We start from the raw sequence: 24,355 nt of genomic DNA on the forward strand, positions 1-24,355 counted from the left end.
CGACGTTGGACGCCCTCGTCTCATGTCCGCAGGCGATCCCTTGGACTCATTCATCTAGGGGGTACCGCTCGAGGCACCTGCGGGTGGTGTCGGTGGTGTCTGCCACCCTGTGCGCCATGAGCGATCACACGCCCGGCCTCTGGGACTCCATCGACGATCTGCACACCTGGCTGGACAGCCACCGCCCGGTCGGCGGCCGGGAGGGCCTGCTGCTGCGCATCCTGAAGCTGTCCGAGGAGGTCGGCGAGGTGGCGCAGGCGGTGGTGGGGGCGACGGGGCAGAACCCGCGCAAGGGCACCACCCACACCTGGGAGGACGTGCAGTCGGAGCTGTGCGACGTGGCCGTCACCGCCCTGGTCGCCCTGCGCACGCTCACGCCCGACGCCCGGGAGGTGTTCGCCCGGCACCTGAAGAAGGTGACGGACCGCTCGCTCGGCGGGACGGGCACGGGCTGAGGAACGGCGCGGGCCAAGCAGCGCCGGCCGGGTAAGCCCTTGCGGACCGGTGGCGCGGGAGCGCTGGGGCCGGCCGCTCAGCCCGCCGGTTCAGGAGACCGCTCAGTCCGTCAGCTCCAGCAGACGCTGCATCAGATGCCGCTCCTCCTCCGCGGCCTCGTGCACCATCGCCGACGCGCTGTGCAGGCACTCCCGCGAGGAGGTGGCTCCGGCCTCGCGGACCAGCCCGGCCACATCGGTCCACTTCTTCGACACCCCGCGATAGGCGTCCGAGATCTCCTGGAACTCGCCCACGCCGGTGAGTCCGGCCGTCTCCGCGAGGAACTCCGCCCACATCATGCGGAACAGGCCTCCGCCGGTCCCCGCGTCCTCCATGATCGTGGAAATCTCGGACAGGCCGGTTCCGGGGGATTCGAGGTCGTCGAGCCACTGCGGCATCAGATCGGCGACCTTGTGCATTCCCTTGAATCCGAAGTTGGAGATCGGCGGATTCAGAATGTTCTGCGCGGACGCCCTGATGCCTTTGCGGGCGGCTTCCGCGAGATCGGGAAGGCCGCCCTTGAGAGGTTCCAGGGTGAAGGCGCGATTGCGTGAACTCATCGGGCCCCGGGGGTCGCGCGCGGCGGCGAGTGATTCACCCGACGCCCATTTCAGGCCGAGCGGCCTGGTTTCCACCAGGGCGAAACGGTCGTCCTCGTGTCCGACGCAGGCCACATAGTGCGCCGCGAACCGGAAGTCGTCGGTGGAGTAGTCGAGCAGATAGCGGTCCAGTTTGAGGCCGACGACATTTCCGGAGTCGAGCTCCGCCAGCAGATGCTCCCTGGCCCGCCTGGCCGAGGACGTCTCGTGCACCGACAGCCGCATGTTCAGCGCGTCCGCGAGATTCTCGGACAGCGTGTCGGGCTTGATGCGGCCGCCGACGAACGGCGTCGGCATCTGCTTCGTCCGCCAGTAGATGAAGGACAGACCACCGGCGAGCCCGAAGACGAACGACTCCGACAGGTCGATGTCCCGCTGCCGCAGCAGATTCACCAGGGTGGTCGACTCGCAGTGGTTACCGACGAACGGGTGCTCCTCTAACAGCGACACTTGGCTGCGTCTCCCTTCGTTCGCGGTAGAGCGTAGCGCAACAGGCGCAAGGGAATTTGCGGACAGCCAAGATCGGAAAGGGGCTCACTCGCTCACCCTTCGCGACACCAGGAAGTTGCCCAGGAACAGGTGATCCATCTCCGTCTTGAGGTAGCAGGACAGGGCGTCGGCGGGAGAGCAGACGATGGGTTCCCCGGCGACGTTGAACGAGGTGTTGATCAGACAGGGAATTCCGGTCAGCTCGGTGAACCGGGTGAGCAGTTCGGCCAGCAGCGGATTGCTCTGCTCGGTGACGGTCTGGATCCGCGAGGTGCCGTCGACATGGCAGGCGCCCTGGATCTTCTCGCGGTACCGGGGCCGCACCGGGACCACGAAGGTCATGCAGGGCGAGGACTTCTTCTTGCCCATCTCGAAGACCTCGGGCGCGACGTGTTCGAGTACCACCGGGGCGAACGGCCGGAACTGCTCGCGGTGCTTGATGCGCTCGTTGATGATGTCCTTGATGTCGGGGTAGCTCGGGTTGGCCAGGATGCTGCGGTTGCCCAGCGCCCGCGGCCCGTACTCCATGCGCCCCTGGAACCATCCGATGACGCACCGCTCCCGCATCAGCGACGCCGCCTCCCGCGGCACGTCCGCGGGCTCCAGCTCGCGCCAGACGACATGGTCCGCGTAATCCTCGAGGGCCGTGAGGATCTCCTCGCGGCCGTAGGAGGGGCCGAGGTAGGGGGTCGCCTCGATGCGGGGCTTGGTGCCGGCCTGGCTGCTGGCGTACAGGGCCGCGCCGATGGCCACGCCGACGTCGCTGGCGCCGAAGCTGACGTCCATGTCGGTGAAGCGTGAACGCTCGAGCAGCTTGGTGTTGTTGACGCAGTTCAGGGCGAGTCCGCCCTCGAAGACGACGCGCGGCAGGTCGCTGCGGGACTCCAGGGTGCGGATCTGGCCGGCGGTGAGCGTCTCCAGCATGTGCTGGGCGGCGCTCGCCACGCGCACCCGGTAGCCGAAGTCCTCCCGGCGGTCGGGGCCGCCGCCGAAGATGCGGTCGAACAGCTCGTAGTAGGCGGGAATCGCGTTGGCCGGGTAGGGGATGCGGTAGGTGCCGTCGGGGCAGGTCTCCACCACGTCGGTGAGGAACGGGTTGGGCTCGGGGGGCGGGGCGTAGCCGGCCAGGCCCATCACCTTGTACTCGTCGTTGTTGGGGACGAATCCGAGGTAGCGGGTCACCACGGAGAAGAGCATCGCCAGCGAGTGCCGCGAGTCGACGGTCATGTCGTCGAAGACCTTCACCTCGCCGTCGCGCACCTCGCCCATGATCGACGACAGCCACTCGGCGCGGCCGTCACTCACCAGGAACGCCGCGTCACCGCCGCCCGCCAGGTGGTAGCCGGTCATCAGATGGGCGATGTGGTGCGGGACCCGGACCAGCTTGGCGGGGTCCAGCCGGTGACCGGTGTACTCGAGGAAGTCGGCCTCGGTGGCGTCCTGGCTGAACAGGGCCCGGTGGGTCTGGGCGAGGCGCTCCAGGCGGGCGAACTTCTGCTCCGCCGTCGCCCGGCGGTCCTCGGTGATCTCGGCGATCATCCGGTCGAGCACATCGTCGGAGAAGCGCCAGGAGAAGGCGAAGACGTCGACGTCGCCGAAGGTGATCCCGGCCGAGTCCAGGCACCAGCGCATCGCGTTGACCGGGTACTTCGACGTCTTCTTCTCGCGGTTGAGCCGCTCCTCCTCGACGGCGGCGACCAGTTCCCCGTCGACGACCAGGGCGGCCGAGGAGTCGTGCCCGTACAGCAGATGACGGTCGGTGCCGGTGGCACGGAAGAGGCGCCCGAAGATCTCCGCCGACCTGGCGAATCCGTTGTAGCCCAGAACGATCACGAGGAGCTCCTTTCGCTTGGCCAGATCGTGAGGTAGTCCGAGATCACCGAGGAGCGGTCGAAGGAGGCGTCCAGCTCGGCGCCGGTCAGATCGGCGCCGCTGAGATCGGCGCCGTCCAGGTTGGCGCCCACGAGCCGGCAGCCGTTCAGCTCGGCCAGGATGAGATACGCCTCGCACAGATCGGCGCCTTCGAGATCGGCGCCTCTCAGGTCGGCGGAGATCAGATACGCCTCGGTGAGCACGGCGTCGGTGAAGTCGGCGCCGGCGAGTTCGGCGCCCTGCAGATCGGCGCCGTGCAGCATCGCCTTGCGCAGATCGGGGCGGAAGGGGCCCTGGGCGCGGCGCCTGCGGGCGTGTTCGTTCCAGCGTCCGGGGCCCTGGAGCAGGATGGACTCGTCCTCGGTGGGCATCTGAAGGACCTCGCGTCTACAGGGTGGTGAGCGCCGTGAGCGCCCGCTTCTCGGCGTCCATCGCGGACCGTGCCGTGTCCACGACGGCGTCCACCAGCGTCTTCAGGTCGTCGCGGGCGGTGCGGGTGCCCGCGGTCAGCAGGGCGGCGCCCAGCTGCGACCAGAGCCGTCCGCTGTCGAAGAACCGTTCGGCGGCCTCGGTGTAGCGTTCCTCGCCGGTGCTCTCGGCCAGGCGGGCCAGGAAGCGGGCGGTCATCGGGCGGAAGAGTCCGCCGCCGGTGCCGAAGGACTCGATCTGCCGTCCCAGGTGCAGCAGTTGCCGGGCCAGCGCGTCGGTGCGCACCACCTGGCCGGCCAGGTCCACGTCCTCGACCTCGCCGCGTTTGGTCTCGGGCCAGGAGGGCGCCGTGGCGGCCAGCTGTCTCATGCCGGGGATGCCGAGGTTGCGGCTGCCGGGCCGGAGGACCTCGCGGCACAGGGTGCGGACGGCGACCGGTCCGACCTTGTCCAGCTGCGGGGTCCGGCGGGGTGTGCCGAAGACGTAGACCTTCCAGTCCGGGTTGAGCGGCGGCGAGTTGCGGCTCGAGCGGGCGGCCTGCAGATCGTCCGCGGGGACGGCGACGGGGTCGTCGAAGGCCGGGTCCGACACCTCGAAGGCGTCGCCGAGGTCGCGGACCACATTGACGAAGTAGCCGCCGAAGGAGGACCGCCCGTTCAGGCCCCAGTGCGGGAGCAGCCCGAGGTCCACCCGGGTCAGCACGGCCGGCGCCGACTGGAGCAGCTTGGCGAGGCCCGCGGCGGACTTGGGGGTGTGCGCGGTGACCTCGACGCCCATCAGCCGGGCCGCGCGCAGCGGCAGGACGGCCTGCTTGCCGACGACGATGTCCGGGGCGTTGCCGTTCGCCGGGAAGAAGGAGAAGCCGAAGCCTCCGTCCAGGCCGAACACGGTCTCCTCGTCCACCTGGTGTCCGCCCGCCGCGAGCAGCGCGCACTGGCAGGCCGACTCGCAGTGGATGCCGCGCCGGTGGACATAGCGGCCGGTCTCGCTCATCGCGTCACCTCTGTCCCAGTGCCATCAAGGACCGGCGCAGCCGCGGGTCCATCTTCTCCACCGCGTACCGGAAGACCTCGCGGGGCATCTCGGTGTGCCAGGTGCGCAGGAACCCGGCCACCTCCGCGGGGTGGACCTCGGCGGTGACCTTGAGCAGCCAGCCGCAGCCCTTCTGCACATAGGGGTGGTCGTCGCGCATCAGCCGCTCGCAGTTGCCGAAGACGTGCTCCAGCGGCAGTTCGTAAACGGTGCGGCCCACCTTGCGGCGGACGAACTTCACCACGGCCACATTGGCGGCGCGTCTGGCCCAGGGGGAAGGGGAGCCGGTCCAGTCGCGGGTGCGTCCGATCAGCTCCAGGTGGCCGAGGAAGTACGGGTACAGCAGCTTCAGGCACAGGTCGTCGCACTGCGCCCAGTTGGACACGTACTTCTCCAGCCAGTGCTCGCAGCGGTCCAGCAGCTCGGGGCCGAGCCCCCGGCGGGCAGCCTTGTGGAGCACGGCGAAGCCGAGCAGCACCTCCTCGTGGTGCCGGGCGCGCGCCAGCAGTTCCTCGGCGAGCAGCAGCCGTTCGGCGGCGGGGACGCCGGGGCGGTCGCGGAAGTATCCGTCCGCGATCTCCACGACCGCGGCGTTGGCGACGCCGAGGGCCTCGATCCGGTGCGGGAAGTACCGCTGCATGCGGGCCGCGAACTCCGGGTCGGCGCGGGCGGCGAGCGCGGCCGGGAGGTCGTCGGCGGCCTGGGCGATGTCCATCACGAGGCCCCGATCGTGATGGGGAGCGGCCGGCCGGCCGTCTTCTTCTTCGGTGCCCGCTCCAGCCGCGGCTTGCCCTGCATCACGTATTCGTACTCCTGCTGCATGTCGGCCACCAGCTGGATGGTGTCCCGGGCCCGGTCGTACAGGTTCTGGCCGCGCAGGCCCCACCACAGGTACCAGTTCCGGTGACTGAGGTAGGCGTTGCGGACGTGGTCGAGGGTGTCGCGGTCGGCGAGGATCGCGGGCTCCACATAGAAGGCGGGGACGAAGGTGCCCTGGTCCTCGCGGAGGATGCCGGCCTTGATCGCCTGCTTCTGCAGCTTGGTGCCGCTGAGGATGCGGATGCCGAGGTTGGCGTAGATCTGGGCGGGGTTGAGGTACTTCTCGGTGAAGCGGATCGAATCCCGCAGCGCCTGCGGGGTCTCCCCCGGCCCGCCGAGGAAGATGCAGTGGGTGTGCTCGACGGGGCTGGCGGTGAACAGGCGGTCGACCTCGAGGACGCGGGCCATGTCGAAGCCCTTCATCAGGTCGGCGAGGGCCTCGTCGGTGAGCGCGTCGGTGCCCAGGTCGACGCGGATGCAGCCGGCCGCGTGCAGCAGCTTCACGAACTCCGGTGTGACGGCGTTCGGGGTGAGCTGGCAGTACCACGGCACATCGAGGCCGGCGCGGATCATCTCCTCGCACACCTCGGCGGCGTACTCCATCGGGTAGTTGAAGGTGGCGTCGACGATCTCGAACTCCTGCACGGCCGGGTTCTCGGCCATGGCCCGCTGGATCTCGCCGACGACCTCGGCCGGCTCCTTGAACCGGTCGCCCTTGCCCTCGGTCTTGCGGATGATGCAGTAGGAGCAGAACAGCTTGCAGCCGCGCTTGGTCTGCAGGGTCTCGATGGCCGGCTGGTGGTCGCGGGTGAGGTCGGAGGCGGCGGAGACGCCCTCCTCGAAGTACCGGGGGTCGTAGACGGACCGGTCCGGCTCCAGGGCCCGCAGGTCGAAGGCGGAGCTGGAGGGGTTCTGGCAGAACCTGCCCTGCTCGTCGAGGTAGCACAGCCCCGGGACCGACTCCAGGTCGCCGCCGTGCTCCAGGTGGTCCATCAGCTGGACGATGCCGGCCTCGCCCTCACCGGCGATGCCGTAGTCCGGCTGGGCGTACTCGAAGAACGACAGCGGCTCCACGGAGAAGCCGGAGCCGCCGAGGACGACCGTGGCGTCGGTGTACTTGCGCACGCACTGGACGATCTTCTCGGTCATCGGGCCGAAGAAGACCGGGTCGATGAAGGTGAGGTTGTCCAGGTTCCGCACGGCGATGCCGACCACGTCGTACCGCTCGGCGGTCAGCCGCTCCCGGACCGCCTTGAGCTCGCGGGACTCCCAGAGCAGGTCCAGGACGTCGACCTGGTGGCCGGCGTGCTTGAGTGCGGCACTGATGTAGGCCATGCCGATGGGCAGCGCCGGCCGCGGCACCCTGATCTTGTTGGTGGAGATGAGCAGTACACGCATGGGCCTTCACTCCCGCTCGAACTGCCAGTACGTCGCCGGTCGCAGATCGCCGGTCAGGGTGGCCTTGGCGCGGTAGCGGCGCATGCGGTCCAGGTCTATCCCGACGACGCCGACGCCGGCCTCCTTGCCGAGGTCGGTCATGCGTTCGTCGCCGTCGACGAAGTCGAAGCGTTCCGCCTCCAGGAACAGCGGATCGGCCAGGATCTGGCTGCACCCCATGTAGCTGAACCCGGCGTACAGGTTGTGGCCGATGCCGGAGGCGAAGGCGATGACGCACTCGGCGTCCACGGCCCGCACCGGCAGCCGCAGGTTGGCCACGTAGGCGAACATGTCGGGCACCAGCGCGGAGCAGACGATGACGTCGACGCCGCGCAGGCAGTACTCCCGCGCCGTCTCCGGGAAGTTGATGTCGTAGCCCTGCATCAGGCCGATGCGTCCGAAGCCGGTGTCGAAGACCGGGTACTCCGTCCCGCCGGTGAGGTAGCGGGCCTCCAGTTCGTGCAGGTGGACGCGCCGGTAGCGGCCGAGCAGGGTGCCCTCGGGCCCGCACAGGACGGAGGTGCTGTAGTACTTGCCGTCGTCGCCCCGCTCCAGCAGTCCGGCGGCGATGTGCGTGCCGGTCCGTTTCGCCTGCTCGCACAGGAACTCGGTCTCCGTGCCCGGGATCGGCACGGACACCTCGGCGACCTCGAGGATGTTCCCGGAGGTGGAGAACGCCTCGGGCAGGCAGATCAGATGCGCGCCCTGCTCGGCGGCCTGCTGGATGTACCGCTCGGCCCGGCGCAGGTTCTGCGCCGGTTTGCCGAGCTTGGACTCCATCTGGACGACGGCGATCTTCGTCGCGGCCATCACTGACTCACCTGCTCCAGGGGACGCGAGGAGATCACCAGGCCGAGGTCCTCCTCGACGACCTGCCAGTCCTCCAGGCCGGCCTCCTTGAGCAGGTCGGCCGCTTCGTCGCGGGTGTAGGCGGCCTGCAGCGAGCGCATGAACTCCTCGCCGCCCTCCTTGACGAACTGGAGGATGAAGGTGATGTGCCCCTCCTCGGCGTGCCGGTTCATGTCCTCGATGATCACCACGCCGTCGGGCTTGCAGACGCGGGCGCACTCCTTGAGCGTCTCCACCGGCCGGCGCCAGCGGTGCAGGGAGGAGAAGGAGAAGACGATGTCCGCGGAGTCGTCCGGGAACGGCATCCGGTGCAGCTTGGCCATCTCGAACTCGACGTCTCCGGCGCTGTTCGCCCACACGGCGAGCGTCAGGTTGTCCTCGGCGACGTCGACCAGGTTCTGGTTCTCCTCCACTCCGGAGACGGCCAGGTCGGGCAGCTTGCCGGCCACGTGCAGGGAGAGCAGGCCGGTGTTGAAGCCGACCTCGACGAGGTCGGTCATGCCGTCGCGGACCTGGGCGAGGATGCGGTCGGTGGGCCGCTTGTAGGCCATCAGGGCGGAGCGGCGCATGCCGAGGTCGTACAGCCGCACCTTGTCGATGTCGTCGTGCGGCGAGGGGATCGGGACGCGTTCGGCCAGGTCGAGCAGTCGGGTGTCAGTGGCCACAGCCGGCCTCCTCGGTGGTGGGACGCGTGGTGATCTGGACGGGCACGGGCTGCCGGGCGATGAAGTCGGAGATGTCCGCGCCCAGGTGCTGCGGGTAGCGCCGGTACTCCGGGGAGTAGAAGGCCTTGGAGATGTTGTCGAGGTAGTACCAGCCCTTGGGGCCGGTCACCGTGATGCCGTCCTCGTCGGCGGTGATCAGGCCCTTCTCGACGAGGTCGTCGATCTCGGCGCGGAACATCTCCATGAAGTCGACGCCGTGCAGCCGGCGGAAGGTGTCGCGCCGGACCCGGCCGGCCTTGACGCCGAGGACCATGGAGCGCCGGATCGCCTCGGACCTGGTGATGTGCTTGCCCATGGAGATCGGCAGCCGGCCCTCCATCACGGTCTGGATGTAGCGGCCGATGTCGGGCTCGTTGAAGTACCAGTGGTCGCGCAGATGCCCGGTGGCGGTGGGGCCCAGCGGGACGATCGGCACGTCCTCGCTCCACGAGGTCTCGCCGTACTTCGGCTGGTAGCCGGGCTTGGCGAAGCAGTCGCCGTAGTAGCCCAGGTAGCCGGCCTTGGTGAGTTTCTCCGCGGCGAACAGGAACATCTCGTCGACGACGGCCTTCTCGGGGACCGGCGGCAGCTTGCGGCGCTTGGTGGAGATCTGCGCGAACTCCATGTACGTGTAGAAGGAGACGCAGGTGACGCCGAGGTCGATGGCGACGTCCAGGCTGTACTCCCAGCTCTCCATCGTCTGGCCGTTGATGCCGTGCATCAGGTCGATGTTGATGTTCTCGAAGCCGCAGCGGCGCAGCAGCCGGATGCTCTCCTTGAGCATCTCCGGGTCGTTGGGGCGGCCGAGGTTCTTCAGCTCCTCCGCGACGAAGGTCTGCACGCCGAGGCTGATGCGCCGCACCCCGCGCTCCAGCAGGACCTTGGCCTTGCGTTCGGTGATGTCGACGGGGGTGCTCTCGATGGAGAAGTCCGCGCCCTCCTCGACGTTGAGGCTGGAGAAGAGGTGGCCGAGCAGGTCGTCGAGCTGCGGGGCGGTGAGCGCGGTCGGGGTGCCGCCGCCGATGTAGCCGAGGGTGATGACGTGGTCCTGGATGTAGGGCCGCCCGGCGTAGTTGGTGATCTCCTTCTTCAGTGCCTCGAGGTAGGTGCGGGTCAGGTCCCGGTCGGTCTGGTGCTTGATGTAGGGGCAGCTGAAGCAGAGCCGGTTGCAGAAGGGGATGTGGACGTAGACGCCCATCGGTTTGGAGGCGAAGACCTCCTCCTCGGTCACCGGGACGTGCTTGGTGGGGTACTGCCGCACCCACTCGTTGTCGCGCTCCGGATACTCCTTCCAGAACGGCATGCTGGTGGTCGTGGTGCTGATGCTCATGCGTGGTCCTCCGGTTCGGCTCGGCCGACGAGGGAGCGGACGACATCGGCGAGGGTGGGCTGGAAGTAGGCCGCGGAGCGCAGCGCGAGGCCGGCGGCATGGGCACGGGACACCAGCTCCGCCAGGGTGGACCGGTGATCGCCGTCGGACAGGTCGAGCTTGACGCCGTTCTCGGCGGGGGTGACGGCCCGCACCGGGCCGCCTGGGCCGTCGGGGGCGGTCTGCTGCCGCGCCCAGGTGCGCAGCTGCGCGAGATCGGCCTCGGTGAAGGCCTCCAGGATGAGGCTGGAGCGTTCTCCCCACCGGGTGACGGTCTCCAGGGAGGCGTCCTGGAGCTGGCGGCCCTGGTGCAGCGCCACCACCGAGTCGGCCAGCGCGACCAGTTCGTCGCGGTGGTGGCTGGCGAACAGCACGCCGACGCCGTCCTTCTTCAGGCTGCGCAGCAGCTCCAGCAGCGTCTCGCGGGCGGTCGGGTCCAGGCCGGTGGTGGGCTCGTCGAGGATCAGCAGGTCGGGGCGGTGCGCGACGGCGCTGATGACGTGCAGTTTGCGCTGGCTGCCGCCGGAGAGGGTGCGCACATACCGGTCGCGGTACTGCTCGAGGTCGGCCAGCGCGAGCAGTTCCTCGTAGCGGCCGGGGCTCGCCCGCCGCAGCTTGAGCTGGTGTCTGAGGTAGGTCTCGACGGTGACGCCGTCCGGCAGGTCCTTGGCCTGCTGGACGTAGCCGATGTGGCGGCTGACCTGCCCCCAGCGGCGGGGCGGGGTGCCGCAGATGCGGATCTCGCCGCCGTCCGGGCGCAGCAGGCCGGCCACCAGCCGGATGAGGGTGGTCTTGCCGGCGCCGTTGGTGCCGATGATGGCCACGCCCTGGCCGGCCTCCACCGTGAAGCCGATGGAGCGCAGCGCGAAGCCGGGGCCCACCCGGTGGTCGAGCCGGAAGACCGACAGCACGGGTGTGCCGGCGCGCGGGGTGTCAGCCATGGCCGATCCTCCTGCGGAAGGCAAAGGCGGCGATGCCGAGGGCGAGGAACGAGTAGGCCACCGCCAGCACCGACGCCGCGGTGGCGCCGAGATCCGGTGAGGTGGCGGCGCGGAAGATGTCGACGTGCACCGAGAGCGGGAGCTTGCCGAAGACGTCGCCCAGCGCCCCGAGGTTGTCGAGCGGGAAGAAGATCCCGGCGAAGTACATCAGCGGGATGACGATGATGTTCACCACCGCCGGGAAGGAGATCTCGTTGGTGTAGGCGGCGATGAGGATGCCGAGCCCGGCGAAGGCCGTGCAGGCGGTGAAGAAGCCCAGCACGAACAGCGGCAGCGAGTGGATCTCGGCGTCGAAGACCCCGATGCCGAGCACCAGCACCAGCACGAACTGGAACAGGCACTTGAGCACCACGCCGACGATCCGGGCGAGCAGGAACCCCGAGTACGACAGGGGCGAGAGGATCAGGTCCTCGATGGTGCGCCGGTTGCGGTCGATGATGACCGTGTAGCCGACGGTGTAGGTGCAGCTGAACATGATGCCCGCGCCGATGATCCCGGGGAAGACGAAGCCGAAGTAGTTGGCCGCCGAGGGGGCCGGGCTCACCATCTGGTCGGTCGCGGCGCCGAAGGCCAGCACCATCGACACCGAGGTCAGCAGGGTCGACACCGCGAAGAGGCGGTTGTCGAAGAACTGCCGCATGTCGATGGCGACCAGGCCGAGCACGTCGCCGAGCCAGCTGTTCTCCGGCCGCATGCGGGTCGCTTTGGTCCTCATCGGTCGCGGCCCCCGTGGGTCGTGGTCCACAGCGCGCGGACGTCGTCGTGGAACGGCAGGCCGGCGCGGGTCTTGCGCCGCTGTCTGAGGTGGATGTCGGCGTGGATGACGGTCTCGTGGGCGTCGGGGCCGGCCTCGGCGAGGACGTCGGCCTCCGGGTCCTGCTTCACGTCCTGCACCAGGCCGTCGACGATCATGCTGCGGCCGGTGTAGGTCATGTTGGCGAAGCGGTTCTCGCCGACGCCGCCGGCGAAGACCAGCGCGCACTCGGTGTCGGCGGCCCGGGCCCGGCAGATGGAGCGCAGCGGGTGGGAGAACGGCCCGAAGAGGTTGGCCACGCAGACGAGGAGGTCGGCGTCCTGGACGAGGTAGTGCCGGCTCGCCTCCGGGAAGCGCAGGTCGTAGCTGACCAGCAGGCCGATCCGGCCGACGGGTGTGTCGATCACCTCGCGGGGCGAGCCGGTGGACACGTACTCGGCCTCGCCCTCCCAGACGCAGGCCCGGTGGTACCAGCCGAGCGGGTCGCCGCCGGGGCCGATCAGGACGGCGGCGTCGTAGATGTCCCGGCCCTCCGACAGCAGGACGCCCGCCGCGATGTGCAGGCCGAGGGTGCGGGCCTGCTCGGCGAGGAACTCCACCACCGGGCCGTCCTCGGCGGTGGCGTCGCCGCGCAGGGTGGGGAAGTTGAGGCCGGTGGCGAAGGTGGCGGGCAGGCACGCCAGATCGGCCTCGCGTTCCCGGGCGGTGGACAGCAGCTTGGCGGCGCGGGCCAGGTTCTCCTCCCGCTGTCCGGGCTCGATCCGCATCTGCAGGGCGGCGAGCCGGGTGCGGGGACCGCGGAAGAGGCTCATGACACTGCCGCCTCGGCCGTGACGTCCTTGCACGCCTGCTGCAGCACCGGCAGGAACTCGTCGACCATCTCCCGGGTGACGTGCCGGGTGACGACCAGGCGCAGGGTCTCGCCGAACCGCTTGGAGGTGGAGACGATCCACCCGCGGGACTCCAGCAGCTGCGAGATGCGGACCGCGTGCGGCAGCTTGACCACCACGATGTTCAGCTGCGGTTCGGCGAACAGCTCGTACCCGGCGGCGCGCAGCGAGTCCACCAGGTACCGCGTGACCTCGAAGTTGGTCCGGGTGAGGTCGCGGAAGCCGTCGCGGCCGAGGTGCTCGAGGACCGCGTAGACCGACACCGCGGCCGCGCCCGGACGGGTGCCGAGCAGGGTGTGGTGCACGGGGGTGCCGGCGAAGAACGAGTCGACGGAGAAGCGCCCGGCGTCCTCGGAGCCCCGGAACAGGACGGCTCCGGCGGGTACGTTGGCCAGCCCGTACTTGTGCGGATCGATGGTGATGGAGTCGACGCCCTCGACGGTGAAGTCGAACTGCGGCAGGCCGTAGCCGAGTTCGCGGGCGAAGGGGATGATGAAGCCGCCGGTGGCGGCGTCCACGTGCAGGTGCACGCCCCGTCCGGCCACCGCGGGTCCGATCTCGTCGACCGCGTCGACCACCCCGAACTCGCTGCTGCCGGCGGTCGCGACGACTGCCACGGTGTGCTCGCCGATGCGCCGCGCGGTCTCCTTCGCCGGCAACCGCAGGTCGTCGTCGACCGGCACCACCACCGGGGTCAGCCCCAGCAGGCGGAAGACCTTGGTGAAGGAGAAGTGCACGGTGCTGCTGACGACGACCTCGGGCCGTTCCGTCAGCCGGCCCCGGGCGCGCGCCGTCTCGCGGGCCACCAGCATCGCGACCAGGTTCGCCTCGGTCCCGCCGGAGACCAGGCTTCCCGACCCGCCGGGGTTGCCCAGCAGCCCGAGCAGCAGCCGCACCACCTCGCGCTCGATCCGCTTGGTGCCGCGGAAGATGCGCACATCGCCGAGGTTGGTGTGCGCCGCGCGGGACGCCATCTCCACGGCCAGCGGATGGGGTTCGGTGCAGATGGAGTTGAGCACCCGGTTCCAGGGCACGTCGTCCGCGAGCTCAGCCTCGATGCGTCGTCGCACGTCGGATGCGGAAGCGCCGGTGTCTCGCATCTCACTTCCCTTGCGCGGTCAGGTCCGTGTACAGCTCCGTCCGGCGCGCCCACAGCCCGAACCAGAGCGTCTGCTGGAAGCGCAGGTCGGGTGCGCGCAGGTACCGGATCTTCCCGGGGTCCCAGGGCGCCCCGATCACGCCCTCGGCGGTGCCGGCCTCGGCGAGGAAGCCCTCGGGCATCGCCACCGCGCTGCCTCCGCCGCTGTGTTCGCTCAGTGCGGCGGCGAAGGCGACGGCGACGGTGTTGAGGGTGGCGATGCCCCAGACGGCGGAGCGCTGGGCGGCCTGCCGGGTGCCGTCGAGGGACCCGGCCACCAGCAGCAGTTCGGCGCCGGCCAGGCACTGCACGCGGGGCGGTTCGACCAGCCAGAAGTCGGGGCCGAGGAGCACCCCGACGGTCCCGTGCCGCGTCTCCACGACCGGGAAGTCGTCGCCGGTGCCGGTGGTGCCGTCGTCCAGAACGGGCCGCTCCACCCGGGCGCACTCCGCTCCGTCCGGACCGAGCAGGCGGGCCACCTGCATCAGGCCGCCGCCGGGCCGTTCCTCGGGCCAGGAGCCGGTGAGCACGTACGCGCTCCGGTTCCGGGCCAGTGCGGTGAGGCGGTCAAGGCACCGCCCGGCCAGGTCCCCGGGCAGCGGTGCGCTGGTGGCGCCGGAGGTGAAGGCGTTCTCGGGCAGGACGACGAACGACGCCTCGCCGGTGACCCGGCTCTCGAGGTCGTCGAGCACGGCGGCGGCCGTCGCCTCCGGGTCGCTGCGGCGGGCGTGCTGCGCTACGAACACGGTCACGGGCGGGCCCCCTCGGGTGCGCTGGTGGCTGCGGCGGGCGGCGGGGCGCCGTTCTGCTGCAGGCTGTCCCGCAGTTCGGCGGCGAGGTCGCGGTCGGCCCCGGCGTACGGGGTGAGCAGCCGCTGGTAGGCGGCGGGCCTGCGCAGCCGCTGCCACCGCCGGCCGTCGCCGGGGGCGGGCGGGTCGAGGTCGACGACGAGGGTCTCCGGGCGGTCGCTGCCGGCCTGCGCGATCACGCCCTCGGGGCGGGCGACCAGGCTGGTCCCGGCGAAGTTGATCTCCACGACCCGGTCACCGCGCTTGCCGCGGACGACACCGACCGAGCTGGCGTAGACGATGTTGACGTCGTTCAGGTACGCGGCCGTGCGCAGGGCGTTCACCATCAGCGGCTGGTTCTGGTTCAGCGTGCCGCCGGGCACGAACACGGTGTGCGCGCCGGCCAGGGCGAGCAGCCGGATGACCTCCGGCATCCAGAAGTCCGAGCAGACGGCGATGCCGATGCGCCCGAACTCGGTGGACAGCACGCCCAGCGAGTCGGCCTGCCGGCACACCACCATCTCGTTGCCGAAGGCGTGCGCCTTGACGGCCTTCCCGGTGATGGCTCCCTGACGGCCGATCAGCAGGGAGGTGTTGCGGTACATGCCGTCCTGCAGGTCCTCGACGAGCGAGCCCAGCAGGATGTACGTGCCGAGCTTGCGGGCCAGGGACTGGAAGCCGTCGACGACGGGTCCCGGGATCGGTGTGTCGGTCAGCCCCTTGAGGCCGTCCTGCCCCGGCATGTACCAGGGCGGCCCGAGCAGGAACTCGGGGAAGCACACCAGGTCGATGTCGCCCCCGGCGCAGGCGTCCTCGATCGCCCGGTAGGCGTTGCGCCGGCCTTCCTCGTGATCGTCGACCCACTGGGTCTGTACTACCGCTGCCCTCATACGTCTCGTCTCCTCGGATGCCACCGGTGGATCGGCCGCGGCGACCGCTCGCCGCGCCGGGTGCGGGTCATGACCTGGCGGTGCTCCACTCCTCAAGGGCGGTGATGGTGACCTCGGCGCCGGCGCCGAGCGCGTCCCGGATCCGGCTGCGGAGCCTTTCCCGCAGGGCGTCGGCGGCGGACGGTTCCGGGTCGTTCACGGCGCAGGTCACCCGGAAGGCGCCGTCCCGGACCTCGCAGGCGAAGTGCGGTGCGAGGGAGGGCTCCTGGAACACGACCCGTTCCACGTCCACGGCCGTGACCGGGCCGCCGCCGGGTCCGGGAAGGGCCGAGGCCGTGCTGCCGAGCGGCACCAGGACCGGGGTCGCCGCGCCGCAGTCGCATCCTTCGCCGGCCGGGCGCAGCTCGGCCAGCTCGCCGGTCGGCGCGCCGTCGATGTGCAGCTCGCCGCGGGTGCCGCCGACGACCTCGGCCCGCAGCCGCTCGCACACATGGAGGGCGCCCGCCTCGCAGGGGACGGCCACCACCGGCGTCGACGAGGTCGAGTGGACGGCGGCGGTGCGCGCCGCCCAGGCGGTGCCGACCCGTTGGAGGCGCTCCGGGGAGGCGGGCTCGCCCACGCAGACGATCGTGCGGACCGTCGAGTCCCCCGGCCGCTTCCCGAGCGAGACGGCGAGGCCGGCCAGGCGGGCGGCCAAGCGGGGCGAGCACACCAGGGCGGTCACCCCGTACTGCTCGATCAGGCCGAGCAGCCGCGGCAGCGGGCAGATGGTGCCGCTGGTGCCGGTGCTGATCACCGAGGCGCCGGTCAGCTCCACGGCCCGGTCCACTCCGGCGCCGAGGAAGGACAGTTCGTAGGGTACGGCCGAGACGACCACGTCGTCCTCGGTGAGCAGCCGGCCCAGCGCCAGCGTCAGGTCGATCTGGTGGGAGATCCAGTCGTCGCGGGTGAGCGCGACCGGCCGGGCGCTGCCCTGGGCGTCGGTGCGTTCGCCGTAGCGGGCGGGCGGCCCGGCCCGCCCGTCCGGACCGGGGCCGCGGGTGCCGCCGGGGCGGGTCAGCAGGTCCAGGAACCGCTCGTAGTGCCGGGTGAGGGACGGGGTGGTCGTCACCGGGCCTCCGCTTCCCGGGCGAACCGGCGCCACCCGTAGTCGTCGAGGGCGCTGTCGCCCTCGTCCTCGCGCAGCAGCGGCCGGCGGCCGGTGCCGGGATCCATGTCGACGTTGACGACCGTTGCCAGGACGAACTCGTGGTCGCCGATGCGGTAGGTCGACTTCAGGCTGCAGTCGATGGTGCCGACGGCGCCGGGGAGCCGGGGGCAGCCGTTGGCGGACGGCGTCCACGCCAGCGCGTCGAAGCGGCTGTCCGGCCGGCCCTGGGAGAAGGCCGCGGACACCTCGCGCTGGTCCTCGCCGAGGATGTTGACGCAGAACCGGCCGGACTCGGCGATGGCGGTCCAGCTGGTGCTGCGCGAGCGCACCAGGAAGCCGATCAGGGCGAGTTCGTCGGAGACGACGGTGAGCGAGCCGATGACCAGCCCGTACGGGGTCGGCCCGGCGCCCTCGGACTGCCGGGCGGTGCCGGCGACGACCGTGACGGCGCGCGGCAGCAGCTCGCCGATGACGCCCAGGTCCCGTGCGGTGCCCGGCCGCCCGCCGCCGTCGGGTTCGGGCGGGGGCGGGCCGGTCTCCTCGCCGAGCGCGCGGACGAACCGTCCGGTGACGCTGTCCGGGTGGGCGGCAACGTCTTCGGGGGTGCCGCTCACCACGATCCGGCCGCCGCCCCGGCCGGCCCCGGGCCCGAGGTCGATCACCCAGTCGGCGATGGCGATCACCTTCACGTTGTGCTCGATGACCAGCACCGTGTTGCCGGTGGAGATCAGCCGCTCGAACAGGGCCAGCAGATGGCGGATGTCGGCGGAGTGCAGGCCGCGGGTCGGCTCGTCGAAGATGAACAGGGTGCGGCTGCGGCGCTGTTTGAGCAGCTCGCCGGCGAGGTTGAGGCGCTGCGCCTCGCCGCCGGAGAGGGTGGTGGTGGAGCAGCCGAGCTGGAGGTAGCCGAGGCCGAACTCGGCCAGGACGCGCAGCGCCTGGACCACCTTGGGGTGGTCGTCGGCGTCGAACCAGCCGAGGGCGTCGTCGACGGTCATCGACAGCACGTCGTGGATGTTCCTGCCGTTCAGCCGCACCTGAAGGACGTGGTCCTGGAAGCGGCGGCCGTCGCACTCGGGGCAGACGATGAACTCGCTCTTGAACAGCGTCATCTCGATCTCGGCGAGCCCGAGACCCTTGCAGGACTCGCACCGGCCGCCCGCCACATTAGGGCTGAAATCGGCCCGCCCCAGGCCCCGTTCGGCCGCGTCCGCGCTGCCGGCGAAGGCGTCGCGGATGTGGTCGCTGATGCCGATGCAGGTGACCAGGGTGCTGCGGCTGGAGCGGCCCATCGGGCGCTGCTCGACATAGATGACGTCGTCCAGGGCGTCGGCCCCGTCGACGCCGGTGCTGTCGGCCGGGGCACCGGCCCGCCGCCGGCCGACGGCCCGGGCGACGCGTTCGTGGAGGGCGGCCACCAGGGAGCTCTTGCCCGCACCGGACACCCCGGAGACGCAGGTCAGCGCGGTGAGCGGGAACCTGGCGGTCTGGTCGGTGACGTTGTTGCGGGTGATGCCCCGGATTTCGATCCAGTCCGCGCCGTTCAGGTCGGCGCGGGCCCGTGAGGGTGCCCCGGAGCGCATGGCGGCCGCGGTCGGCGAGGTGCCGGACTTCAGCAGGTCGGCGAAGCGGCCCTCGAAGACGATCTCGCCGCCGCGGGAGCCTGCGCCGGGGCCCAGTTCGACGATCCAGTCGGCGGCCCGGATCACCGACTCGTCGTGCTCGATGACGATGACGGTGTTGCCGAGGTCGCGCAGCCGGCGCAGCGAGGTGAGGATCCGGCCGGTGTCGGCCTCGTGCAGTCCGGCGGTGGGTTCGTCGAGGACGTACATCACGCCGGTCAGGTCGCTGGCCAGGTGCTGGGCGAGCAGCAGCCGCTGCAGCTCGCCGCCGGACAGGGTGGCCACCGGGCGCTGCAGCTGCAGGTGGCCGAGGCCGACCTCCTCGATGTTGCCGCTCTGCTTGACGATCGCCGCGGCCAGTTCGCGGACCTGCGCCGGCAGGTCACCGGAGTCGAGGGCCCGGCGCAGCCGTGCGATGGAGTGCGACAGCTCGTCGCTCTGGAAGTCGTGGAAGGTGTGCCCGGCGACCGTGGCCTTGAGCGACTCGGGGCGCAGCCGGCCGCCGTTGCAGCCGGGGCAGACCTCCCGGCCGAGGTAGTCGGCGAAGGCCTTCTTGCGGGCGGCGGAGGACGCGGTGCGCCAGGCGCGGTCCAGGAAGCCGAGGATGCCCTCGAAGCGGAAGTCGTTGGTGACCTTGCGGATCTTGAGGGTGTAGATCTTGTCGTGGCCGTGCAGCACCCGCTCGGTCTGCTCCGGGGTCAGCTTCTCGAACGGCACGTCCAGGTCGATGCCGGTGTCCGCGGCCATCGCCTCGAAGGCCTTGCGCACATTGGGAACGGCGAAGGTGCCGGGGTCGGCTCCGTCGAAGATCTCGGTGAGCGTCTTCGACCGGTCCGGGATGATCTTGTCCAGGGAGAAGCCGACGAGTTCGCCGATGCCGTCGCACTGCAGGCACTTGCCTTCCTTGCGGTTGAAGCTGAAGTGCTTGGCGGAGTGCGGTTCGGCGAAGCAGCCGCAGTCGTCGCAGAACAGGTCCGCTCCGGTGGGGCCGTAGCAGGCCGGGCAGACCGGGCGCGCCCCGGCGCCGAACAGCAGCCGGTACAGCCCGTCCAGGCCGGTGAGGGTGCCCACCGTGGAGCGGGGGTTGGACCAGCCGCCGTCGCGCTGGCGCAGGGCCACCGGCGGCTGGGTCCCGGCGATCCGGTCGAACTGGTAGTCGCCGTCGCCCATGTCGAGGGACTTGCTCGACAGGGCGCCCAGGTAGAGCGTCTTGGAGTGCTCGAAGAGGGTGTCGATGACCAGGGACGACTTGCCCGATCCGGACACTCCCGCGGCGACGATCAGCTGCCCCTTCGGGAAGGAGACGTCGACCGACTTGAGGTTGTGGGTGGTGACTCCCTCGAGTCGAATGCTGTCCAGGCTCATGTGTGGTCCATCCGCCCTTCGGCCAGGTCGCGGGCCCCTGCTTCGCAGCGCCGCAGGTCGGGGTAGCGGTCGTAGAGCATCGAGCGGACCCGGGCGGGGTCGCCGCGGTTCCATGTCTCGTACAGCTCCTGCCGCATCCCGAAGCGGTCGACGGCCAGATCGGCGGCGAGCCGGAAGATCCGGGACTTCTCGTCCGCGCTCATCTCCCGCCCGCACATGTAGGTGTCCAGGGCCGGGCGCAGGGAGGCCGTGCCCAGGTCGCCCTCGGAGGGCTGCATGATCAGGCCCGAGGCGCCGATCTGCCGGATGATCTCCGAGGCGCGGCTGGAGAAGCGGCCGGCGACGGCGTCCAGCGCGGCCGTGGAGCCGGGGGCGAGCAGCCCCGAGGCCGTGGGCCGGCTCTCGGCGTCGATGGCCTCCAGGCCGAGGCGCACGATCTCGACGTACGAGGTGAGTTCGCCGAGCAGATCGGTGACCTGCCGGAACTTGTTCACGCCGATCGCCTGGGCGAGCAGCGAGGCCACCCCGAGCAGGGTGCGCAGCCGGTGGTAGTAGCGCACCTGGCCGGTGTAGAGCGACCACTTGTTCAGCTCGGCGAAGCCGCGGACGGCCACCTGGGAGTCGTCGAGCAGGAAGACCCGGTCCATCGGGACGAACACGTCGTCGAAGACCAGCATGGCGTCCTGCTCGTCGTAGCGTCCGGCGAGACCGCCGGAGCCGGTGTAGGAGGAGCGGCACAGCACGCGCAGTCCGGGCGAGGCGAGCGGCGCGGCGAACCAGCACACGTAACTGGGGTCCTCGCGCAGGTAGTTGGCGGGCGAGAGGTAGATCAGCACCTCGTGCGCGTACGGGGCGAGGGTGGCGATCTGCTTGGCGCCGCGCACCACGATGCCGTCTTCGCCGCGCCGCACCACCCGCAGCCCCAGCTCCGGCCGCTGGGCGGGGGTGGCGGACCGGTCGATCTGCGGGTCGCCGAGGCCATGGGTGAGGGTGAGGTCGTTCTCGCGGGCGTAGTGGTAGTAGTTCTCGGCGTTGCTCGCGAACCGGGCGTCGACCTCGGCGAGCTGGTGCCGGAAGTCGTAGAGGCCGACCACGACGTTGGACATGAAGTCCGGGATCCGGGAGAGCTGGCCGTGGGAGGACTCGGCCCACCGGTGGGAGTTGGCCCATTTGCGGCTGAGGGCGTCCCGGTCGGCCGGCGCCAGGTACGACAGGCTGACCCGGTTGCCGGAGGTCTCGGACCGGTAGAGCATCTGCTCGGCCCGGTCGGGCAGGTGCTGGGCGTCGTAGAGGCCGGCCAGCGTGGTCAGCATGGGCGTGAACCCGGGGTCGCCGGTCACGTCGACCCGGCGCCCCTCGCACCAGATCTCCCGGTCGTCCTTGAGGCTGGCGATGTACTCCGAACCTCGCCAGGCGCCGCCGGGCGTGCCGGGCAGCAGGGTGGTCTCGCCGGGCCCGCCGGGGCCCGGGGCTCGGGATTCTGCGGTGGTCACCGTCCGCGCTCCTACGGGTTCCGCTCAGCCGCACCGGAGCGGAACGGCTGATAGCTCTGCTCTTGGACCTGGGGGAAGTACTCGCGGGTCGCCTCGCCCACCACCCGCATCAGCTCCGAGTCGAGGGAGCTGGGGTCGGTGATGAGCTTGAGCAGGGGCGAGTCCGGCACCGCGTTGGCGAGGCCGCTGCGGCGCGCCCGGTGGATGGAGGCCAGCGAGTGCTGGGCGTTGGCGGCGTCGCGCATCTTGTAGACCGCCTGCGGCCCGTCCGGAATGCCGATCATGGACTTGGTGCCGCCGCTGCCCAGGCAGTTGCGCGGCATGTGCAGATGCTCGTGCCGCCACTGCTGGTGGGCGTCGTGCAGCCGGAACGCCCGGTCGAGGACGAGGTGCCGCAGCCAGGCGCCGGGATCGTCGTGGCGGTGTGCGTCGATGTCCCGGACGGCGTCCTGAAGCGAGGGCGCGCCGAGGGAGCTCAGCCAGGTCTCCAGGTCGTTCCACAGGTGCTTGAACAGGTCCCGGAACATGTGCTGCTTGATGGCGAGCGAGTGGGTGCCGCTGGCGGGCCCCAGATTGATGCGGAAGGCGTGGTACTCGCCGGTCGCCAGGTGCTCGGCCATCACCCGCTGCGCCTCGACCACCGGGTCGAGCAGCGTGCGGCACACCGTCAGGTGCTGGACCGCCCGGCTCAGCTCCGAGGCGCGGATCGCCCGGATGGCGGTCTCCAGGTGGTCGTTGGCCTCGGCGACCAGGATCTCCGGGATCTGGTGCAGGGCGACGAACTCGCCGTGCAGGGTGGACGCGTTCAGCTCGGTCGCGGCGACCGCCCGGGCCAGGGTCTCGGCGGAGATCAGCTCGTCGGTGCCGCGGCGCACCCCGATGGGCACGCCGGTCAGGTCGCTCTCCCACTTGGTGGCGTCGTGGCAGCTGAGCCGGATACCGTGCAGCACCCGGTAGAGCGCGTTGTCGATGCTCTCGGTGGCGATGGTGGAGCGGATCAGCTCCGGCGACGCGGCCAGCAGGGTGCCGCGTGCCGCGTCCTCCAGTTCCCGCAGCGCGTCGACGTAGGCCGCGTATCCGGCGGACTCGGAGACGCTCAGGGCGGCGGCGTCCCCGGCGGGGCCGGCCCCGAAGGCGCTGCGCACGTCGAACATCGTGGTGCCGAGGCCGCGCAGCAGCCGGTGGAAGCCGAGCGCCCACTGCACATAGCGGGAGGCGCCGGGGATGTCGCCGTCGAGCAGCCGGGCCTGGGTCCGGCCGGCCAGCCGCGCCAGGTTGAGCAGGCTCACCTCCGCGGCCTGGAAGACGGCGCACACCGTCGAGTCGTAGGTGCCCTCCGGCACTCCGCGGGCGGCGCGTGCCTCGCCGAGCAGATCGATGCGGTGCAGCTGGTCGTAGCTCTCGGCCACCGGGCCCAGTTCGGTCGTCTGCCGCCCGCCGGCCTGCCTGCCGGCCGCGCGTGGATCGTCCAGGCTTGCCATTGCGCCATCACTCCTCGGTGGGCCCAGCTAGGTAGCGGATCGATTCGGTGGGGCAGGACTCGAAGGCGTCGAGGACCCGTTCGAGCTCGTCGGGCGTCTCGGGCTGCTTGCACACGTAGTGGACGTCGTTGTCGAGGTCCGCCTCGAAGTTCTCGGGCGCGAGGTCGTTGCAGAGCTTGCAGTCGATGCAGGTGTCGTCGATCTCGAAGCGGCCTTCGAGCGGAAGATGTGCGGGAAGCGGCAGTTCCACCCTCACCGCCGGTCACCCCCTCCCCCGTAGGCACTGAAGGTGCGCATGGTCGGTTTGGCCGAGGTGCGCAGCGCGGTCTCGAAGCGGTCGGTGTCCAGGAGGCGGAAGCGGGTGTCCGCGCCGAGCCGGTCACGGACACCGGCCGCGATCGAGTCCCGCGTCGCGGTGTCGGCGCTCGACGGGGGCAGCGCGACGAGCAGGGCGTCCCCGTCGATGTCGAAGGCGAAGTAGTAGGGCGGCCGGGTCAGAGCGCCCAGCACGATGTCCTCGATCTCCAGCTGGGAGGTCCAGCGTTCGCCGAGGGGGATGCGGTCGCCGATCCGGCCGCGGTGCTGCAGCCGGCGCAGCGGGGAGCCGCAAACGCACGGCGTGGCGTCGATCCGGCAGACGTCCCCGGTGCGGTAGCGCAGCAGCGGCATGGCGCGGGAGGCCAGGGTGGTCACGGCCAGTTCGCCGACCTGGCCGTCGGGCAGCCGTTCGCCGCTGGCCGGGTCCACCACCTCGAAGAACGTGCGGGTCTCGACCAGGTGCAGGGCACGCTCGGGGCAGAACATGGCCAGCGTATTGGTCTCGGTCATGCCGAACATCGAGTAGGCGGTGGCGTCCCACTGGTCGGCCAGCCGCCGCTTCTTGGCGGGCGAGGCTCCCTCCCCCGCCATGAGGATCTTGGAGACGGCGAGGTCGCGGCGCGGGTCGATACCGCGGCGGCGGGCGATCTCGCCGAGGTACAGGGCGCGGGTGCCGGAGCAGACCAGGGTGGTGGCGCCCGCGCGCAGCAGGGCGTCGGTCATCCGCTCCGGGGTGCACGACGGCGAGGCGGCGCCGAGCGGCACGATGGCGCAGCCGAGGATCTCGATGGCCCGGTCGAGGTCCTGGCCGACACCGGCCAGTTCGTAGGGGACGGCGATGGCGGCGACGTCCCGCTCGTCCAGCACACAGGAGAGCAGCCGGGCGACGGTGAGGTTGTTCTCCAGCCAGTCGGCCATGGTGAAGAACGCGGCGATGGAGCGCCCGTTGCCGGTGCCGGAGCTCTCGTCGAAGCGGATGACCTCGCGCCGGGGCACGGCGAGCATGCCGAGCGGATAGGCCGCCGCCAGGTGCTCGCGCGTGGTGAAGGGAATGTCCTCGAAGGCCTGCTCGCGGCCCTGCGCCACGGCCCGTACGACCCCGGCCGGCACATGGTGTGCGTAGAACGGGGAGTTGCGGCAGGCGTGGGCCACGGTCCCGGCGAGCGCCTGGGCGGTCCAGGCGTCGAGCCCCTGCCGGTCCAGGGAGGTGACCGCGGCGACCTTGCGGGCGATGTCGAGGCGGGCGGCGAGGGTGTCGTGCAGCCGGGTGCGCAGGCCGGGGCCGGCCGAGCGGGCGAGGGTGGTCACTGGTGGACCCTCCTCTCTGCGGGCCCTGAGAGGCTCGTGGTTAGATGCCGGTGAGAGCCGGGG

22 protein-coding genes are annotated in these 24,355 nt (G+C 70.8%); 1 reads left to right on the forward strand and 21 read right to left on the reverse strand.

Going from position 1 to position 24,355, the window contains the following annotated elements:
- Window positions 1-116: 116 nt before the first annotated feature.
- On the forward strand, window positions 117-455 hold the full coding sequence (locus tag ABD207_RS10100; protein WP_344011758.1) for a MazG-like family protein: 339 nt from the start codon (window positions 117-119) through the stop codon (window positions 453-455).
- A 102-nt stretch (window positions 456-557) separates the two neighbouring features.
- Here the strand turns inward: ABD207_RS10100 and ABD207_RS10105 are convergent, their stop codons facing one another.
- The 21 genes from ABD207_RS10105 to ABD207_RS10205 all read right to left on the reverse strand — a co-directional run bounded on the left by ABD207_RS10105 (window position 558) and on the right by ABD207_RS10205 (window position 24,292).
- Entirely contained in the window at window positions 558-1,544 is a 987-nt protein-coding gene (locus ABD207_RS10105; RefSeq protein ID WP_344011759.1) for a BtrH N-terminal domain-containing protein, read from the reverse strand.
- 84 nt (window positions 1,545-1,628) lie between these two features.
- Complete coding sequence (locus tag ABD207_RS10110) at window positions 1,629-3,416, reverse strand: carbamoyltransferase family protein (RefSeq protein ID WP_344011761.1); 1,788 nt, start codon at window positions 3,414-3,416, stop codon at window positions 1,629-1,631.
- Window positions 3,413-3,826 (reverse strand): pentapeptide repeat-containing protein, encoded by a 414-nt coding sequence (locus tag ABD207_RS10115; protein ID WP_344011763.1) that lies wholly within the window; start codon window positions 3,824-3,826, stop codon window positions 3,413-3,415. Before ABD207_RS10115 ends, ABD207_RS10110 begins: the two co-directional genes overlap by 4 nt.
- A gap of 16 nt (window positions 3,827-3,842) precedes the next feature.
- Window positions 3,843-4,877, reverse strand: coding sequence for a BtrH N-terminal domain-containing protein (locus ABD207_RS10120; RefSeq protein WP_344011765.1), 1,035 nt, complete (start codon window positions 4,875-4,877; stop codon window positions 3,843-3,845).
- A 4-nt stretch (window positions 4,878-4,881) separates the two neighbouring features.
- Window positions 4,882-5,631: a DNA alkylation repair protein gene (locus ABD207_RS10125; RefSeq protein ID WP_344011766.1), complete on the reverse strand. Its 750-nt coding sequence runs from the start codon at window positions 5,629-5,631 to the stop codon at window positions 4,882-4,884.
- Window positions 5,631-7,133 carry a B12-binding domain-containing radical SAM protein gene (locus ABD207_RS10130; protein WP_344011768.1) on the reverse strand — a complete coding sequence of 501 codons (1,503 nt, stop codon included), beginning with the start codon at window positions 7,131-7,133 and terminating at the stop codon, window positions 5,631-5,633. The genes ABD207_RS10125 and ABD207_RS10130 overlap by 1 nt, the downstream gene beginning before the upstream one ends.
- A gap of 6 nt (window positions 7,134-7,139) precedes the next feature.
- On the reverse strand, window positions 7,140-7,982 hold the full coding sequence (locus ABD207_RS10135; protein ID WP_344011770.1) for a carbon-nitrogen hydrolase family protein: 843 nt from the start codon (window positions 7,980-7,982) through the stop codon (window positions 7,140-7,142).
- Complete coding sequence (locus tag ABD207_RS10140) at window positions 7,982-8,686, reverse strand: class I SAM-dependent methyltransferase (RefSeq protein WP_344011772.1); 705 nt, start codon at window positions 8,684-8,686, stop codon at window positions 7,982-7,984. Before ABD207_RS10140 ends, ABD207_RS10135 begins: the two co-directional genes overlap by 1 nt.
- Complete coding sequence (locus ABD207_RS10145; protein WP_344011774.1) at window positions 8,676-10,055, reverse strand: coproporphyrinogen-III oxidase family protein; 1,380 nt, start codon at window positions 10,053-10,055, stop codon at window positions 8,676-8,678. The genes ABD207_RS10140 and ABD207_RS10145 overlap by 11 nt, the downstream gene beginning before the upstream one ends.
- Window positions 10,052-11,035, reverse strand: a complete 984-nt coding sequence (locus ABD207_RS10150) for an ABC transporter ATP-binding protein (protein ID WP_344011775.1) — start codon at window positions 11,033-11,035, stop codon at window positions 10,052-10,054. The genes ABD207_RS10145 and ABD207_RS10150 overlap by 4 nt, the downstream gene beginning before the upstream one ends.
- Window positions 11,028-11,810: an ABC transporter permease gene (locus ABD207_RS10155; RefSeq protein WP_344011777.1), complete on the reverse strand. Its 783-nt coding sequence runs from the start codon at window positions 11,808-11,810 to the stop codon at window positions 11,028-11,030. Before ABD207_RS10155 ends, ABD207_RS10150 begins: the two co-directional genes overlap by 8 nt.
- Complete coding sequence (locus ABD207_RS10160; protein ID WP_344011778.1) at window positions 11,807-12,661, reverse strand: carbon-nitrogen hydrolase family protein; 855 nt, start codon at window positions 12,659-12,661, stop codon at window positions 11,807-11,809. The genes ABD207_RS10155 and ABD207_RS10160 overlap by 4 nt, the downstream gene beginning before the upstream one ends.
- Window positions 12,658-13,839 (reverse strand): tyrosine decarboxylase MfnA, encoded by a 1,182-nt coding sequence (gene mfnA, locus ABD207_RS10165; protein ID WP_344011779.1) that lies wholly within the window; start codon window positions 13,837-13,839, stop codon window positions 12,658-12,660. Before mfnA ends, ABD207_RS10160 begins: the two co-directional genes overlap by 4 nt.
- Window position 13,840: 1 nt before the next feature.
- A complete protein-coding gene (locus ABD207_RS10170; RefSeq protein WP_344011781.1) occupies window positions 13,841-14,629 on the reverse strand; it encodes a carbon-nitrogen hydrolase family protein in 789 nt (262 codons plus the stop codon).
- Entirely contained in the window at window positions 14,626-15,555 is a 930-nt protein-coding gene (locus ABD207_RS10175; protein ID WP_344011783.1) for a carbon-nitrogen hydrolase family protein, read from the reverse strand. The genes ABD207_RS10170 and ABD207_RS10175 overlap by 4 nt, the downstream gene beginning before the upstream one ends.
- A gap of 67 nt (window positions 15,556-15,622) precedes the next feature.
- Window positions 15,623-16,666 (reverse strand): phenylacetate--CoA ligase family protein, encoded by a 1,044-nt coding sequence (locus tag ABD207_RS10180; RefSeq protein ID WP_344011785.1) that lies wholly within the window; start codon window positions 16,664-16,666, stop codon window positions 15,623-15,625.
- Window positions 16,663-19,692 (reverse strand): flavin reductase, encoded by a 3,030-nt coding sequence (locus ABD207_RS10185; RefSeq protein WP_344011786.1) that lies wholly within the window; start codon window positions 19,690-19,692, stop codon window positions 16,663-16,665. The genes ABD207_RS10180 and ABD207_RS10185 overlap by 4 nt, the downstream gene beginning before the upstream one ends.
- Window positions 19,689-21,185: a 4-hydroxyphenylacetate 3-hydroxylase N-terminal domain-containing protein gene (locus ABD207_RS10190; RefSeq protein ID WP_344011788.1), complete on the reverse strand. Its 1,497-nt coding sequence runs from the start codon at window positions 21,183-21,185 to the stop codon at window positions 19,689-19,691. Before ABD207_RS10190 ends, ABD207_RS10185 begins: the two co-directional genes overlap by 4 nt.
- An 11-nt stretch (window positions 21,186-21,196) precedes the next feature.
- Complete coding sequence (locus tag ABD207_RS10195) at window positions 21,197-22,666, reverse strand: tryptophan 2,3-dioxygenase (RefSeq protein ID WP_344011790.1); 1,470 nt, start codon at window positions 22,664-22,666, stop codon at window positions 21,197-21,199.
- A 7-nt stretch (window positions 22,667-22,673) separates the two neighbouring features.
- A complete protein-coding gene (locus ABD207_RS10200) occupies window positions 22,674-22,916 on the reverse strand; it encodes a ferredoxin (protein ID WP_344011792.1) in 243 nt (80 codons plus the stop codon).
- A 2-nt stretch (window positions 22,917-22,918) separates the two neighbouring features.
- Window positions 22,919-24,292: a phenylacetate--CoA ligase family protein gene (locus tag ABD207_RS10205; RefSeq protein ID WP_344011794.1), complete on the reverse strand. Its 1,374-nt coding sequence runs from the start codon at window positions 24,290-24,292 to the stop codon at window positions 22,919-22,921.
- Window positions 24,293-24,355: the final 63 nt, after the last annotated feature.

Origin of the sequence: Streptomyces thermospinosisporus (assembly GCF_039526425.1) — a bacterium.
Classification (GTDB): Bacteria; Actinomycetota; Actinomycetes; order Streptomycetales; family Streptomycetaceae; genus Streptomyces; species Streptomyces thermocarboxydovorans.

What these genes read in the sequence shown, in the direction of transcription:
- ABD207_RS10130 (WP_344011768.1), bottom strand. Translation starts at nt 7,133, where the DNA reads ATGCGTGTACTGCTCATCTCCACCAACAAGATCAGGGTGCCGCGGCCG.
- ABD207_RS10100 (WP_344011758.1), top strand. Translation starts at nt 117, where the DNA reads ATGAGCGATCACACGCCCGGCCTCTGGGACTCCATCGACGATCTGCAC.
- ABD207_RS10125 (WP_344011766.1), bottom strand. Translation starts at nt 5,631, where the DNA reads ATGGACATCGCCCAGGCCGCCGACGACCTCCCGGCCGCGCTCGCCGCC.
- ABD207_RS10145 (WP_344011774.1), bottom strand. Translation starts at nt 10,055, where the DNA reads ATGAGCATCAGCACCACGACCACCAGCATGCCGTTCTGGAAGGAGTAT.
- ABD207_RS10135 (WP_344011770.1), bottom strand. Translation starts at nt 7,982, where the DNA reads ATGGCCGCGACGAAGATCGCCGTCGTCCAGATGGAGTCCAAGCTCGGC.
- ABD207_RS10160 (WP_344011778.1), bottom strand. Translation starts at nt 12,661, where the DNA reads ATGAGCCTCTTCCGCGGTCCCCGCACCCGGCTCGCCGCCCTGCAGATG.
- ABD207_RS10150 (WP_344011775.1), bottom strand. Translation starts at nt 11,035, where the DNA reads ATGGCTGACACCCCGCGCGCCGGCACACCCGTGCTGTCGGTCTTCCGG.
- ABD207_RS10185 (WP_344011786.1), bottom strand. Translation starts at nt 19,692, where the DNA reads ATGAGCCTGGACAGCATTCGACTCGAGGGAGTCACCACCCACAACCTC.
- ABD207_RS10115 (WP_344011763.1), bottom strand. Translation starts at nt 3,826, where the DNA reads ATGCCCACCGAGGACGAGTCCATCCTGCTCCAGGGCCCCGGACGCTGG.
- ABD207_RS10195 (WP_344011790.1), bottom strand. Translation starts at nt 22,666, where the DNA reads ATGGCAAGCCTGGACGATCCACGCGCGGCCGGCAGGCAGGCCGGCGGG.
- ABD207_RS10120 (WP_344011765.1), bottom strand. Translation starts at nt 4,877, where the DNA reads ATGAGCGAGACCGGCCGCTATGTCCACCGGCGCGGCATCCACTGCGAG.
- mfnA (WP_344011779.1), bottom strand. Translation starts at nt 13,839, where the DNA reads ATGCGAGACACCGGCGCTTCCGCATCCGACGTGCGACGACGCATCGAG.
- ABD207_RS10155 (WP_344011777.1), bottom strand. Translation starts at nt 11,810, where the DNA reads ATGAGGACCAAAGCGACCCGCATGCGGCCGGAGAACAGCTGGCTCGGC.
- ABD207_RS10175 (WP_344011783.1), bottom strand. Translation starts at nt 15,555, where the DNA reads ATGAGGGCAGCGGTAGTACAGACCCAGTGGGTCGACGATCACGAGGAA.